Raw genomic sequence first — 14,782 nt, forward strand, 5'->3', positions numbered from 1 at the left:
AGAGTCCGACCATGCATAACGATAACCATCAGGAAATCCTGCGAACGGAAGGCCTGAGCAAAACGTTCCCCGGCGTAAAGGCCCTCGACCATGTTGATTTCAGCCTGCGGCGCGGGGAGATCATGGCGCTGCTCGGGGAAAACGGCGCTGGTAAATCGACGCTGATTAAAGCGCTCACCGGCGTTTATCAACCCGACGGCGGCACTATTTATCTCGGCGGCGAAGCGGTACGGCCGCGCAACACCGCGCACGCGCAACAGCTTGGCATCGGCACCGTCTACCAGGAAGTTAACCTGCTGCCCAATATGTCGGTGGCGGACAACCTATTTATTGGCCGCGAGCCGCGCCGCTTTGGCCTGCTGCGCCGCAAAGAGATGGAAAAGCGCGCCACGGCGCTGCTCGAATCCTACGGCTTTCATCTTGACGTTCGCGAGCCGCTGAACCGCTTTTCGGTCGCGATGCAGCAGATCGTTGCCATTTGCCGCGCCATCGATCTCTCCGCGCGCGTGCTAATCCTTGATGAACCGACCGCCAGCCTCGACGCTAAAGAGGTCGAGATGCTCTTTACCCTGATGCGCCAGCTGCGCGCGCAGGGCGTCAGCCTTGTCTTCGTCACGCACTTTCTCGATCAGGTCTATGAAGTTACCGATCGGATCACGGTGCTGCGTAACGGGAAATTTGTCGGTACGCGCGACACCGCCGAGCTGCCGCAAATCGAACTGGTGAAAATGATGCTGGGGCGCGAGCTTGAAAGTAACGCGCTGCAGCGCGCCGGACGCACGCTGCTTAGCGAAAAACCGGTCGCGGCGTTTCACGATTACGGCAAAAAAGGCGTTATCGCGCCGTTTTCACTGGAAGTACGCCCTGGCGAAATCGTCGGCCTGGCAGGCCTGCTCGGCTCCGGGCGTACCGAAACGGCGGAAGTCATCTTCGGCATCCACCCGGCAGACAGCGGCACCGCCACCATTAAAGGCAAACCGCAAACGCTGCGTTCGCCGCAGCAGGCGTCACGGCTTGGTATCGGTTTTTGTCCTGAAGACAGGAAAACCGATGGCATCATCGGCGCCGCTTCGGTGCGCGAAAACATCATCCTGGCGCTGCAGGCCCAGCGCGGCTGGCTGCGCCCGATCCCGCGGCGTGAACAGGATGAGATCGCCGCCCGCTTTATTCGCCAGCTCGGCATCCGTACGCCGGGCCCGGAGCAGCCGATTGAGTTTCTCTCCGGTGGCAACCAGCAAAAAGTCCTGCTGTCGCGCTGGCTGCTGACGAAACCGCAGTTCCTGATCCTCGACGAGCCGACGCGCGGCATCGATGTCGGCGCGCATGCGGAGATCATCCGGCTTATCGAAACCCTGTGCGCCGACGGGCTGGCCCTGCTGGTCATCTCGTCTGAGCTGGAAGAGCTGGTGGGCTACGCCGACCGGGTGATTATTCTGCGCGACCGCCAGCAGGTGGCGGAGATCCCGCTTGAGGATCTCTCGGTCGGTGCCATTATGAATGCCATTGCGGCATAAGGAGCTACGCGTGATGCCTCGTTCATTACCGGATACGGGCGCGCCGAAGCGGCGCTTACGCTTCCCGCCCGGCATGCCGCAGATCGCGGCGCTGATGCTGGTGCTGCTGGTTGACGGCCTGGTGGCGGATCACTTTTTCCAGATAGTCTTGCAGGACGGGCGGCTCTTCGGCAGCCCGATAGATATCCTGAACCGCGCCGCCCCCGTGGCGCTTCTGGCGATCGGCATGACGCTGGTCATCGCCACCGGTGGGATCGACCTCTCCGTCGGCGCGGTGATGGCGATTGCGGGCGCGACCGCCGCGACGCTGACCGTGGGCGGGCACAGCCTCGCCGTGGTAATACTGGCGTCGCTCGGCGTCGGCGTGCTGGCCGGTCTCTGGAACGGCATCCTGGTGGCGGTGCTGAAGATCCAGCCTTTCGTGGCGACGCTGATACTGATGGTCGCCGGGCGCGGCGTGGCGCAGCTGATTACGTCCGGGCAGATTGTGACGTTCAACTCACCGTCGCTCGCCTGGCTTGGCAGCGGTTCGCTCTTTTTCTTCCCGACGCCGGTCATTATCGCGATTCTGACGCTGCTGGCGTTCTGGCTTTTTACCCGCAAAACCGCGCTCGGCATGTTTATTGAAGCCGTTGGTATCAATATTCGTGCGGCGAAAAACGCGGGCGTCAGTACGCGGCTTATCGTCATGCTCACCTATATGCTGAGCGGCCTGTGCGCGGCGATTGCCGGGATCATCGTCGCGGCGGATATCCGAGGCGCGGACGCTAACAACGCCGGGCTGTGGCTTGAGCTCGATGCCATTCTGGCGGTGGTGATTGGCGGCGCGTCGCTGATGGGCGGGCGCTTTAACCTGGCGCTGTCGGTCGTCGGCGCGCTGATTATTCAGGGGATGAACACCGGGATTCTGCTGTCGGGCTTTCCGCCGGAGCTGAATCAGGTGGTGAAAGCGGTGGTGGTGCTGTGCGTGCTGATTGTCCAGTCGCCACGATTTATTGGTCTGATTAAAGGAGTGCGCCGCCATGATAAAACGTAATCTGCCGCTGACCATCACGCTCGCGGTGTTTGTGCTCGGCTACCTCTACTGCCTGACGCAGTTCCCCGGTTTCGCCTCCACGCGCGTGATTTGCAATATCCTGACCGATAACGCGTTTCTTGGGATCATCGCCGTCGGCATGACGTTTGTGATCCTCTCGGGCGGGATCGATCTCTCGGTTGGTTCGGTGATCGCCTTCACCGGCGTGTTCCTCGCCAAAGCGATCGGCTTCTGGGGCATGTCGCCGCTGGTGGCGTTCCCACTGATCCTGCTGATGGGCTGCGCGTTCGGCGCGCTGATGGGCTGGCTTATCGATGCGCTAAAAATCCCGGCGTTTATCATTACGCTCGCGGGCATGTTCTTTCTGCGCGGCGTCAGTTATCTGGTGTCTGAGGAGTCGATCCCCATTAACCACCCGATTTACGACACGCTCTCAAGTCTCGCGTGGAAAATCCCCGGCGGCGGACGGCTTAGCGCCATGGGCCTGCTGATGCTGGGCGTGGTGGTGATTGGCATTTTCCTCGCGCACCGCACCCGTTTCGGCAACCAGGTGTACGCCATCGGCGGCAGCGCCACGTCCGCCAACCTGATGGGTATCTCCACCCGCAGCGTCACCGTGCGTATTTATATGCTCTCGACCGGGCTTGCCACGCTGGCGGGCATTGTTTTCTCCATTTATACCTCGGCGGGCTACGCGCTGGCGGGCGTTGGCGTTGAGCTGGACGCCATCGCCTCGGTGGTCATCGGCGGCACGCTGCTCTCCGGCGGCGTGGGTACGGTGCTCGGCACGCTGTTTGGCGTGGCGATTCAGGGGCTTATCCAGACCTATATTAACTTTGACGGCACGTTGAGCTCCTGGTGGACCAAAATCGCCATCGGGCTGCTGCTGTTTATTTTTATCGCGCTGCAGCGCGGGCTGACGGTCCTGTGGGAAAACCGCCAGAGCGCCGAGGTCACGCGTGTGACGCAGCGCTAACTTTTCAGTTATAAGATATTGATCTGACTAAACTGTATAAACTTTCCCCGGTAATTGCCGATAGTTTTTTCTTCAATGGATCAAGCTATCGCGATTACCGGGACCCCACCATGTTGAGAAATCTCTCTATCCGTACCGGCCTGCTGACGCTGTTGGCGGTTATGGCCGTTTTGCTTCTGCTCGTGAGCGCCATGGGCATCTATTCACTCACCCAAAGTTCGGCGTCCTTACAGCGCATTAACACGTTGCAGGGCGAAAAAATGATGCGTCTGAACGAAGGCTATACGCTGCTGTTGCGCGCGCGCAACGAGGCAGGCCAGGCGGTGCGCCAGATGGAAATCGGCATGGTGGACGACGCGACGGCGTCCGTGAAAACGATCGCGGGCGAGCTGGTGCGCGGTCAGCAGTTGCTGAAAACGGTGCTCACCAGCGAGGTGGACGACGAACAGGGCGCGCTGCTGCTGGGTAAGCTTAACCAGAGCTTCAACGCGCTGAACGGCCAGGGGCTTGCGCCGATGATGGCGGCGCTCAATAAGCAAAGCCCGGATGACTACTACGATCTGCTTGGCAACGGGCTTATCCCGCTGACCCGCGCCTTTGACACTGACGTGCAGGCGTTTCAGCGCTGGGGCGAGGCGCGTGGACGTCAGGAAGTTAACGGCGTGCTGACGCAGAAACAGGTGATGCTGGCGCTGATTGGTCTGGTGGCGCTGCTGACCGCGGCGGTGATGACGCTGGTCTGGCTGGCGCTGCGGCATTTGCTGCTCAAACCGCTCGCGCAGTCGGTGGAGCAGCTTGAGCATGTGGCGGCAGGCGATTTGACCCGTTCGCTGACCGCCACCAGCAATAACGAGCTGGGGCGGCTGGTAAGCGCTATCGAGGCGATGCGTTTGTCGCTCGCGCAGTCGGTGATGCGCGTGCGTGACGCCAGCGCGCAGATCGATACCGGGAGCCGCGAGCTCGCGGCGGGTAACGTCGATCTGGCGCAGCGTACCGAATCGACCGCCACGTCGCTTGAACAGACCGCAGCGAGTATGGAGCAGATCACCGCGACGGTGAAACAGAACGCCGATAACGCCGGGATGGCGCATCAGCTGGCGAAAGCGGTCTCCGATACCGCCGATCGCGGCAGCGAAATGGTCTGTTATGTGATTGAGAAGATGCGCGATATTTCCGGCAGCTCTGATCGGATTGGCGACATCCTGAGCGTGATTGACGCGATTGCGTTCCAGACCAATATCCTCGCGCTGAACGCGGCGGTGGAAGCGGCGCGCGCGGGCGAGCAGGGGCGCGGGTTCGCGGTGGTGGCGGGTGAAGTGCGTACGCTGGCGAGCCGTAGCGCCGAGGCGGCGAAAGAGATCCGCACGCTTATCAGTAATTCGCAAAGCCAGGTAGGCGAGGGGAGTGAGCTGGCCATGCAGGCTGGCGAAACAATGGATGAGATCGCCGAAGAGGTACTGCGGATGACGAAGCTGGTGCGTGAAATCGCCGATGCGTCGCTGGAACAGAGCCGCGGTATTGAGCAGGTGAATATCGCCGTGAGCCAGATGGACGAAACCGCCCAGCAGAATGCGGCGCTGGTGCAGCAATCCTCCGCCGCCACCCGTTCGCTGGAAGAGCAGGCGCAGCAACTGGTGGAAGCGATGGCGTCGTTCCGGTTGCAGACGGCGGGTTAAGTTTTCGCTGATAATCGGTGGGTGCGCTTCGCTTACCCACCCTACAAATAAGCGGTGAGGTAACCGTAGGGCGGGTAAGCGTCAGCGCACCCGCCGTTTTTGCCTCAGCCCGCCGTTTTTTATCCACCCGCCAACAAAAAAGGCAGCCGTGGCTGCCTTTTTCATCACTGACAAACGCGCTTACGCGTCCGGGAATTCGCGGATAAACCGCTCGACGTCATTCACCATCTGCTCGGTGCCGACGAAGAACGGACGGCGCTGATGCAGGCTGTCCGGTTTAATATCGAGAATACGCTGCTTGCCGTCGCTCGCCTTACCGCCCGCCTGCTCGGCCAGGAACGCCATCGGGTTGCACTCATACAGCAGGCGCAGCTTGCCTTCCGGGTGGCTCGCGGTGCTCGGGTAGAGATAAATCCCGCCTTTCAGCAGGTTACGGTGAAAATCCGCCACCAGCGAACCGATATAGCGCGAGGTATACGGGCGCTGGGTCGCTTTATCTTCTTCCTGGCAATATTTAATGTACTTCTTCACGCCCATCGGGAATTTAATGTAATTCCCTTCGTTAATGGAGTACGTATTGCCGCTTTGCGGGAAGCGCATACGCTCCTGGCACAGGCAGAACACGCCGAGCGACGGATCGTAGGTAAAGGCGTGCACGCCGCAACCGGTGGTATACACCAGCATCGTGGAGGAGCCGTAAACCACATAACCCGCAGCGACCTGCTGACTGCCCGGTTGCAGGAAATCTTCCATCGTGACCGGCGTACCTACCGGCGTCACGCGGCGATAAATAGAGAAAATCGTACCGACAGAGACGTTAACGTCAATGTTTGACGAGCCATCCAGCGGGTCCATCAGGACGACATACTTCGCGTGTTCGCAGCCTTCGAAAACGACAATCTCGTCTTCTTCTTCGGAGGCGATGCCCGCCACGATATCGCGTGCTTTAAGCGCGGCTTTGAGCTTTTCATTAGCGAACAGATCGAGTTTTTGTTGCGTCTCACCCTGCACGTTTTCGACGCCGCTGGCACCCAGGATATCGACCAGACCGGCCTTATTGATATCGCGGTGGATGATCTTAGCGCCAAGCTTTATTGCCGACAGCAGCGCCGTCAGTTCCCCGGTGGCGTGAGAAAATTCGTGCTGCTTTTCAACAATAAATTCACCTAACGTTTTCATAACACTTTCCCTGCATCCTGAAGTTGAGTAAAGCGATCGCAACAATCTTAACAAACATTCAAATTGTAGCGCACAGGTGAATCGCGCCAGCAAAATGCGGATTATCCTGAAATGCGTTTATTCGCCCCACGTCAAACAGGTAGAATGTGCGTCAGTTTTAATAAGGACTGTACCTATGCGTATTCATATACTGGGAATTTGCGGCACATTTATGGGCGGCGTGGCGATGCTGGCGCGCTCGCTGGGTCATGAAGTGACGGGGTCGGACGCGAACGTCTACCCGCCGATGAGTACCCTGCTGGAAAAGCAAGGGATTGACTTAATTCAGGGCTATGACGCCTCGCAGCTCGAACCGCGTCCGGATCTGGTGGTGATTGGCAACGCCATGACCCGCGGCAACCCGTGCGTCGAGGCGGTGCTGGAGAAGGGCATTCCTTATATGTCCGGCCCGCAATGGCTGCACGATTTCGTGCTGCGCGACCGCTGGGTCGTGGCGGTGGCAGGCACCCACGGCAAAACCACCACGGCAGGCATGGCCACCTGGATCCTGGAAGCCTGCGGCTACAAGCCCGGCTTTGTCATCGGCGGCGTGCCGGGCAATTTCGACGTCTCCGCGCGCCTTGGCGACAGCCCGTTCTTTGTGATTGAAGCCGACGAATATGACTGCGCGTTCTTTGATAAACGCTCCAAGTTTGTTCATTACGCGCCGCGCACGCTGGTGCTCAACAACCTTGAGTTCGATCACGCGGATATCTTTGACGATCTGAAAGCTATCCAGAAACAGTTCCACCACCTGGTGCGCATTGTACCGGGGCAGGGGAAAATCATCTGGCCGGAAAACGACATCAACCTTAAACAGGTGATGGCGATGGGCTGCTGGAGCGAGCAGGAACAGCTTGGCGAGCAGGGCCGCTGGCAGGCGAAAAAACTCACTAACGACGCCTCGAAATGGGAAGTCTGGCTGGACGGCGAATGCGTGGGCCAGGTGGAGTGGCAGCTGGTGGGCGAGCACAACATGCAGAACGGGCTGGCGGCCATCGCCGCGGCGCGTCATGTGGGCGTGACGCCTGCCGATGCCGCGCAGGCCCTCGGCTCGTTCGTGAACGCGCGTCGCCGCCTTGAGCTGCGCGGCGAAGCCAACGGCGTCACGGTGTATGACGATTTCGCCCATCACCCGACCGCTATCCTCGCCACGCTTGCCGCGCTGCGCGGCAAAGTGGGCGGTACGGCGCGTATTATCGCGGTGCTTGAGCCGCGCTCCAACACCATGAAAATGGGCGTCTGCAAAGACGATCTGGCGCCGTCGCTCGGGCGCGCCGACGAGGTGTTCCTCTTCCAGCCGCACCACATTCCGTGGCAGGTGGCGGAAGTGGCGGATGCCTGCATTCAGCCGGCGCACTGGAGCGCTGATATCGACACGCTGGTGGAGATGATTGTCAAAACCGCGCAGCCGGGCGATCATATTCTGGTGATGAGCAACGGCGGCTTCGGCGGCATTCATCAGAAACTGCTGGATGCGCTGGCGAAAAAAGCCGAAAAAGCGCAGGCGCTCTGAGCCGCTCCCGCTAATAAAAAAGCCTCCGCATGCGGAGGCTTTTTTTTAAGGCCCGGCTTACTCTTTGGCGATGGGCGTCTCTTCCTGCGTAGTCTTCTTATCGCCCTGAATATCGGCGATGCGTTTTTCCACGTCTGAGACCTGCTGCGCGTTATGCAGCAGCGTATAGGTCAGATCAAAGCGCGTGCTTTCGCCCGGGGCGAGCTGTTTCACGCGTTTCTGCTCGCGCTCAATAGTGACCGGGTAGGCGTAGCTGGTGCCAGGCTCAATGCCGGTCACATAGCCCTGCTTCAGCGTGTCGGTGTTTTTCCACATCGTCAGCACCGGCAGCTGCTGCAGGTTAAAGCTAATCGCTGCCCCTTTATCGCCCGCCTTGTTAACAACAGCCGCGACGGACTCCTGTTTCGCATCGCCGAGCGGCGTCAGGTTAAAGACCATCTCATCGAAGCCTTTGGTCGGCCCGCTGTAGGTATTCCACGCTTTCAGGCCGCCTTTGGCGTAATCGTTAAAGGGGCTGACTTTTTCCAGCGGCGCGATAAAGCGCGCGCCTTCTTCCAGAATCGGCTGGCCGAAGTTGCTGTGGTAGATAATCTGGTAGTCGTGCGGGTAATCCGCGTGGTTGGTCAGTACATCGTTGATGCTGAAACTGTTGCTGCCCGGCACGTAGCGCAGCTCGGTCAGGGTCTGCAAATCCGCTTTTTTGAACGTGCTTTCTTTCAGCAGGCCGCGCACCTTGATCTCATACGGCGCTTTGTCGCTCACTTCCACTTCCACGCGCGAGGCGGGCGTATTGCCCGCTTTGCCGTGCAGCGTGTAAAGCTGACCGTCAGCGGTGGTCGGGTGCCCGGTCCATTCATAACCGCAGCGCACCATCATCTCGTTGAAGCCTTCCAGCCAGCCCAGTCCGTTGCGGCTTTCCAGATTGATATACGCAGGGTTGACCACCTCTTTCACCGGCGAATCCCAGCCCATGCGCACGCCAAAACCGTCGGCGCGCAGCAGGTTCATACCGCGTGTCGGGCTTAACGTAATGGTCAGGCCGTCTTTACTGGTGATGGTGATGATTTTGCTGCCTTCCTGCTTGCCGCCATGAAGCACTTTCTGCTCAATGCTGAACGGCGCGCCGGAAAGCTTCAGCTTCTGGCTGCTGATTTGCCAGTTTCCTTTCTCGACGCCCTGTTCAGCATCGGTCAGCACCCAGGTTTGCGCGCTCACCTGAGCAGAAATCAGCAGGGCAAGCGGGGTAAGCCATACGGTTTTATTCATCTTTTCTTCCTTTTAGCTGAATCGTTTTTAGCTTTGCCCGTGCAGCCTGGCGGATAGCAGGTTAAGAAAACGTGATCGTTTTCAACTGTCTAAAAAAAGCCGATTTTTGCGAAGGTAATTGTGATGGGTGATCTGTTATTGATGAAAATGTACGCAGAAAAGTAATTAAATTTGTGAATATGAACGGCTTTAGCTTTAACGATTCAGCCAATAAAAGCGAAGTCATGTCTGGTGGTATGACACGCCTTAAAAGCGGTCATAAACCATCACTAAAAGGAATAGAAAAGAGGGAAACAGCTCAGGCAGCGCCTGAGCCGGGAGGGATTACTGCTCGCTTTCCGCCAGTTCGCGCAGATACTGGAAAATCAGGCGTGAGGATTTCGGCGGCTTATTGCCTTCTTTCTCTTTTTTGGCGTTACGGATGAGCGAACGCAGCTGCTGGCGATCCGCCTGCGGCCACAGGTTCAGCACGTCCGGCACCGCGTCGTCGCCTTCTTCAATTAAACGATCGCGCAGTTGTTCCAGCTTGTGGAACAGCGCCACCTGCTGGTTATGGCGGTTCTTCAGCTTATCAAGCGCCTGGCGGATCGGCTCGTCGTCACGCTGACGCAACATTTTGCCGATAAGCTGCATCTGGCGGCGGCGGCCTTCTTTCTTAATGCGCTGCGCCAGTTCAATGGCCGCGCGCAGATCGTCATCCAGCGGGATTTTATCCAGCGCGTTTTTACCGAGATCGACCAGTTCAGCGCCAAGGCGCTTCAGCTCTTCGGCGTCGCGTTTAATTTCACTTTTGCTGACCCAGATAATCTCATCATCGTCGTCATCGTTTTCGTTATCGGGCACTTCATCGAGCCAGTCATCGGGCTGCTTTGTCATCTCAGGCTCCTCAAAAAAAGAGGCTAATACTACCAGTTAAGGCGCGCACTGCGAAATGGTTCTCTGTTAGACTCACAAAATGTGGCTTTTCAGTTTCACCTTACATTATGGCACTCGCGATGAAAGTAATCACACAAGTTGAAGCGCAGCGCAAAGCGCTGGAACAGGCGGTTTCTCAGGCGCTGGAGCTGGCGTCCGGCAAGTCGGACGGCGCGGAAGTGGCGGTCAGCAAAACGACCGGCATCAGCGTCAGCACCCGCTACGGTGAGGTGGAGAACGTCGAGTTCAACAGCGACGGGGCGCTTGGCATCACGGTTTATCACCAGAATCGCAAAGGCAGCGCCTCGTCGACCGATTTAAGCCCGGACGCTATCGCGCGCACCGTACAGGCGGCGCTGGATATCGCCCGTTACACGTCGCCAGACCCGTGCGCGGGCGTGGCGGAAAAAGATCTGCTGGCTTTCTACGCCCCGGATCTCGATCTCTTCCACCCGGCCGAGATCGAACCGGAACAGGCTATCGACTACGCCGCGCGCGCCGAACAGGCGGCCTTAAAAGCGGATAAACGCATCACCAATACCGAAGGCGGCAGCTTTAACAGCCACTACGGCATCAAAGTGTTCGGCAACAGCCACGGCATGTTGCAGAGCTACTGCTCGACGCGCCATTCGCTCTCCAGCTGCGTGATTGCCGAAGAAAACGGCGACATGGAGCGTGATTACGCCTACACCATTGGCCGCGCGCTGGGCGATCTGGAATCGCCAGAGTGGGTGGGCGAAGAGTGCGCCCGTCGCACGCTGTCCCGCCTCTCACCGCGCAAACTGCCGACCATGAAAGCACCGGTCATTTTTGGCCGTGAAGTGGCGACCGGGCTGTTTGGTCATCTGGTCGGCGCCATCAGCGGCGGCGCGGTGTACCGTAAATCCACGTTCCTGCTTGATTCGCTTGGCAAGCAGATCCTGCCGGAGTGGCTGACGATTGAAGAGCATCCGCATCTTCTGAAAGGCCTCGCCTCCACGCCGTTTGACAGCGAAGGTGTGGCGACCTCGCGCCGCGACATCATCAAAGACGGCGTGCTGCAACAGTGGCTGCTTACCAACTACTCCGCGCGCAAGCTGGGGCTGAAAAGCACCGGCCACGCGGGCGGCATCCACAACTGGCGCATCAAAGGCCGCGGCCTGAGCTTTGAGCAACTGCTGAAAGAGATGGGCACCGGCCTGGTCGTCACCGAGCTGATGGGCCAGGGCGTCAGCGGCATCACCGGCGATTACTCGCGCGGCGCGGCAGGCTTCTGGGTGGAAAACGGCGAAATCCAGTATCCAGTGAGCGAAATCACCATCGCCGGCAACCTGAAAGAGATGTGGCGCAATATGGTTACCATTGGTGACGATATCGAAACACGTAGCAATATTCAGTGTGGTTCAGTACTGCTGCCGGAGATGAAAATCGCCGGTGAGTAAGGCAAGGGCGCCCGTTGTGGCGCCTTTTTTTGGTCATAACAATAAAAAGGTGAGTCAATGCGTAAGCAAGCATTAGCGATGTTAGCGGTCTCCTCTCTGTTGTTCACCAGCGCCGCGGCGTGGGCTGATCTGGAAGACAACATGGACACCCTCAATGAAAACCTGAAAGTCGTGCAGAAGACCAGCGATGCGGCCGAAATGAAAACCGCGCTGACGAAAATGCGCGAGGCGGCCCTGGACGCCAAAAAAGAAACCCCGCCGAAGCTCGAAGATAAACCGGCTGACAGCCCGGAAATGAAAGATTTCCGCCACGGTCTCGATACGCTGGTAAGCCAGATTGACGGCGCGTTGAAGCTCGTTGATGAAGGCAAAATCAAAGAGGCTCAGGCGAGCGCCGAAGAGTTCAAAACCACCCGCAACACCTACCACAAGAAGTATCGCTAAGCCCTTTTCTGTGCGGCGGTTCGCCGCCGCACGCTTCCTCTGCGCACGGTCATAAGCGACGCTTATTCTCTGCCGCCTTTTGCGCGCGGCGTCGCAAGCCCGTTATTTTCTTTTCTCCCCGCCCGGCACGACCGCCAGTGACATTCATCACAGTTATCTGGTGGTTTATATCTATTCACGACTTTTATGTGGAACAGATCACTGCCGCCACTCTCCTTTCCACTTCGAAGTGGAAAACAACTCGCTACAAACCTTTAACACCCGCCGTTAGTGTTACCTCAGCGCAACTAATCAGGTATGCAGAGTGAATAACGGAGCGGTAATGAACAACGCCGGATGTCAACACGCGGACGATGCCGCGACGCTTGCCGGGCGGATGCTGGATGAAGTTTACGCGCTCCTTGAGCGCCACCAGATAACGCCCAACGACGTGCAGCGACAGATGCTCAGCTCACATGTGCGGGCGATGGCGCACCGCTCGGTGACAGGCGAACCGCTGCCCGAGGTGGAAGAGAGCCTGTTTGAGGAGATCTCCGAAGGCTCGATGGCGCTGGCGCGTGAAATTGTGGCGCAGTTCGGCAATCTGCCCGATGAAGAGGCCTGGCTGTTGTCGGTGCACTTCGAGGTGGCGAAAGAGAATCTTTAACCTTCAGGAGCAAACCATGGAACAGATTACGGTAGTGATTGGCGATCGTCTGGGCAAAGGCCAGAAAGTGGCGGCGGGCGCGGAGAAAGCGGGCGCACGCGCGGTCGTGGTGCCGGGTGTCGCGGCGGATATGAAGCTTGGCGACGTGATGAAAACCGAAGGCGCGACGTTCGGCATCTCGTTTTGCGGCAGCGGCGGCGCGGGCGCTATCACCGCGCAGACCAAACATGGCTACAAGGCCAAATATGGAATGCGCTCGGTGGAAGAGGGCGTCACCGCCATCAACGAGGGCTGCAACGTGCTGGGCTTCGGCTTTATGGATAAAGAAGAGCTGGGCGAGCGTCTGGTGGAAGCCTGGAAAAAGAAATACGGCGCATAACGCATGAAAGAACAGTTCACCACCACGGTGAGAGTGAAAGGCAAAGGCGACGCGCGCGCTCGCGCGTTCGCCGATGCCCTGAATCAGGTACAGGCGGCGGTGATGAAAGCCTCGCCGCACATCTTACTGCGTATAGAGCCACAGGATGTGCAGGTTGTTCATGCGCGGGAAACGGTGCGCAAAGAAGCGTTTCTCTTTTTCTTTTTGCGCCGGGAACGACGGGCTTTCAGCGTGGAGCTGGACGTGACCGTCAACGTGACCGCCATCAATCTCGACAAGGTGGATTTCGTCACGCAACACAGCTGATCGTTACTAAAAGGGCAGACCAATGTTCCTGATAATTTTAATAAAATCGCTCATCATCGGCGGCCTTGTCGGCGTCGGCGTGGGTGCCGGGGCCGCACGCATGTTTCATGCGCCCACCACGCAAGGGATGGGCGCCTTTCGTACGTTAGGAGAGCTGAACTCCTGCGAAGGCGATCCGGCTTCGCATTTCTCCTTTGGGTTAGGGTTTTTCTTCAACGCCTGGGCGTCCTCCGTCGCGGCGGGCGCGTTCACCCAGGATGTCGATCACCGCATTATTCCCAACTGGGGCGCGGCGGCGCTGATGGTGAAAAACCGCAATCTCGCCGATACCCTGCACAATCCGAAAAAAATGGCGGTCGCCTGCGGGCTTATCGGCATGGCGGTGGTGGCGTTTCTCAACACCACGGCGTCGGCTGTGCCGGAAGCGCTACAGGTTACCGCCGTTAAAGTGCTGGTGCCTGCCGCTAACCTGCTGGTGAACACCGTCATGCCGGTGATTTTCTGGCTGGCCGCCATCGACGCCGGGAAAAAATCGGGCTTCTGGGCCACCGTCTTTGGCGGCGCGGCGCAGCTGATCATGGGTAACGCCGTGCCGGGTCTGGTGCTTGGCATACTTATCGGCAAGGGCGTTGAAGAGAGCGGCTGGAACCGCGTCACCAAAGTCATGATGACTGCCATTGTGCTGCTGTTCGTGCTGAGCGCCTTCTTCCGCGGCTTCGACATGAAAATGATCGAATCTTTCCGTCTGACCGTGCCGGACTGGCTCAGTCTTATCCACAACTCGCTGAGCGGCAAATAAGGAGCGCATGATGGAAGAAAATAAAGGTTTCTGGTACGCCGACTGGTCATTCCCGATCTTCGTCGGCCTGCTCTCCTCCGGCGTGTTCGCCGGAACGCATATGTACTACCTCTACGGCATCGGCGCGTTTAACGAAGTGGCGTTTGTGGCGATGCTCAAAGCGGGCATTGATACCGGCGTCTATGGCGCGGTGGCGGCGTTCGGCGCGAGTTTCCTCTTTGCGCGCATTATCGAAGGCTCGCTGGTGGGGATTCTGGATATCGGCGGCGCCATCCAGACCGGCGTGGGGCTTGGCGTCCCGGCGCTGCTTTTGGGCGCGGGCTTCGTTTTCCCGGTGGCGAATTTCGCCGCCTCGCTGGTCACCGGCCTGCTGATTGGCCTCGCCATCGGCTACGTCATCATTCTGGCGCGTAAATTCACCATCAATCAGAGCGATTCCACCTACGGCGCGGACGTAATGATGGGCGCGGGCAACGCCTCCGGACGTTTCCTCGGGCCGCTTATCATCCTGAGCGCCATGACCGCCTCAATCCCGATTGGCGTGGGATCGCTTGTGGGCGCGCTGCTGTTTTATCTCTGGCAGAAGCCGATCACCGGCGGGGCTATCCTCGGCGCGATGATCCTGGGTTCGCTGTTCCCTGTGGCGATCGGTTAACCGCGCGGGCGCTCC

General features: G+C 58.7%; 15 protein-coding genes. 12 read left to right on the plus strand and 3 right to left on the minus strand.

The genetic code is table 11. The features are described from left to right. Positions 1-11: 11 nt before the first annotated feature. The 4 genes from ytfR (at position 12) to AFK66_RS02070 (ending at position 5,202) form a co-directional block, all read left to right on the plus strand. Complete coding sequence (gene ytfR, locus AFK66_RS02055; protein ID WP_023897955.1) at positions 12-1,514, plus strand: galactofuranose ABC transporter, ATP-binding protein YtfR; 1,503 nt, start codon at positions 12-14, stop codon at positions 1,512-1,514. A 10-nt stretch (positions 1,515-1,524) separates the two neighbouring features. Further along, the gene (gene ytfT, locus AFK66_RS02060; protein ID WP_105581152.1) at positions 1,525-2,550 is read left to right on the plus strand and encodes a galactofuranose ABC transporter, ATP-binding protein YtfT; all 1,026 of its coding nucleotides are present in this window, start codon (positions 1,525-1,527) and stop codon (positions 2,548-2,550) included. Further along, entirely contained in the window at positions 2,537-3,526 is a 990-nt protein-coding gene (yjfF, locus tag AFK66_RS02065) for a galactofuranose ABC transporter, permease protein YjfF (protein WP_007778269.1), read from the plus strand. Before ytfT ends, yjfF begins: the two co-directional genes overlap by 14 nt. A gap of 110 nt (positions 3,527-3,636) precedes the next feature. Beyond that, on the plus strand, positions 3,637-5,202 hold the full coding sequence (locus AFK66_RS02070) for a methyl-accepting chemotaxis protein (protein WP_023897957.1): 1,566 nt from the start codon (positions 3,637-3,639) through the stop codon (positions 5,200-5,202). A gap of 180 nt (positions 5,203-5,382) precedes the next feature. Here the strand turns inward: AFK66_RS02070 and fbp are convergent, their stop codons facing one another. Further along, positions 5,383-6,381 (minus strand): class 1 fructose-bisphosphatase, encoded by a 999-nt coding sequence (gene fbp / locus AFK66_RS02075; RefSeq protein ID WP_012123724.1) that lies wholly within the window; start codon positions 6,379-6,381, stop codon positions 5,383-5,385. 175 nt (positions 6,382-6,556) lie between these two features. On the opposite strand from fbp, the gene mpl reads away from it, so the two are divergent. Further along, positions 6,557-7,936: a UDP-N-acetylmuramate:L-alanyl-gamma-D-glutamyl-meso-diaminopimelate ligase gene (gene mpl, locus AFK66_RS02080; protein ID WP_012123725.1), complete on the plus strand. Its 1,380-nt coding sequence runs from the start codon at positions 6,557-6,559 to the stop codon at positions 7,934-7,936. Between the two features lie 57 nt (positions 7,937-7,993). On the opposite strand, the gene AFK66_RS02085 is transcribed toward mpl, so the two are convergent. Together AFK66_RS02085 and yjgA are read right to left on the minus strand one after the other, a co-directional pair. Then, positions 7,994-9,202 (minus strand): aldose 1-epimerase family protein, encoded by a 1,209-nt coding sequence (locus tag AFK66_RS02085; protein ID WP_007778256.1) that lies wholly within the window; start codon positions 9,200-9,202, stop codon positions 7,994-7,996. A gap of 324 nt (positions 9,203-9,526) precedes the next feature. Continuing rightward, a complete protein-coding gene (gene yjgA, locus AFK66_RS02090) occupies positions 9,527-10,078 on the minus strand; it encodes a ribosome biogenesis factor YjgA (RefSeq protein ID WP_004385258.1) in 552 nt (183 codons plus the stop codon). Between the two features lie 107 nt (positions 10,079-10,185). On the opposite strand from yjgA, the gene pmbA reads away from it, so the two are divergent. From pmbA to AFK66_RS02125, 7 genes are all read left to right on the plus strand, one after another. Beyond that, positions 10,186-11,538: a metalloprotease PmbA gene (gene pmbA / locus AFK66_RS02095; protein ID WP_023897958.1), complete on the plus strand. Its 1,353-nt coding sequence runs from the start codon at positions 10,186-10,188 to the stop codon at positions 11,536-11,538. 57 nt (positions 11,539-11,595) lie between these two features. Beyond that, positions 11,596-11,982, plus strand: coding sequence for a cytochrome b562 (gene cybC / locus AFK66_RS02100; RefSeq protein WP_004385260.1), 387 nt, complete (start codon positions 11,596-11,598; stop codon positions 11,980-11,982). A 304-nt stretch (positions 11,983-12,286) separates the two neighbouring features. After that, positions 12,287-12,628: a glycine dehydrogenase gene (locus AFK66_RS02105; RefSeq protein WP_071602986.1), complete on the plus strand. Its 342-nt coding sequence runs from the start codon at positions 12,287-12,289 to the stop codon at positions 12,626-12,628. A 16-nt stretch (positions 12,629-12,644) separates the two neighbouring features. Next, positions 12,645-13,007, plus strand: a complete 363-nt coding sequence (locus tag AFK66_RS02110; protein WP_004385262.1) for an SFCGS family glycine-rich protein — start codon at positions 12,645-12,647, stop codon at positions 13,005-13,007. Between the two features lie 3 nt (positions 13,008-13,010). Beyond that, positions 13,011-13,313 (plus strand): DUF4312 family protein, encoded by a 303-nt coding sequence (locus AFK66_RS02115; RefSeq protein WP_007764242.1) that lies wholly within the window; start codon positions 13,011-13,013, stop codon positions 13,311-13,313. A gap of 22 nt (positions 13,314-13,335) precedes the next feature. Further along, positions 13,336-14,112: a DUF4311 domain-containing protein gene (locus AFK66_RS02120; RefSeq protein ID WP_004385264.1), complete on the plus strand. Its 777-nt coding sequence runs from the start codon at positions 13,336-13,338 to the stop codon at positions 14,110-14,112. Positions 14,113-14,122: 10 nt separating this feature from the next. Continuing rightward, positions 14,123-14,767 (plus strand): DUF4310 family protein, encoded by a 645-nt coding sequence (locus AFK66_RS02125; protein ID WP_004385265.1) that lies wholly within the window; start codon positions 14,123-14,125, stop codon positions 14,765-14,767. The last annotated feature ends 15 nt before the right edge of the window (positions 14,768-14,782 follow it).

It is taken from the genome of Cronobacter malonaticus LMG 23826 (genome assembly GCF_001277215.2).
Classification (GTDB): Bacteria; Pseudomonadota; Gammaproteobacteria; order Enterobacterales; family Enterobacteriaceae; genus Cronobacter; species Cronobacter malonaticus.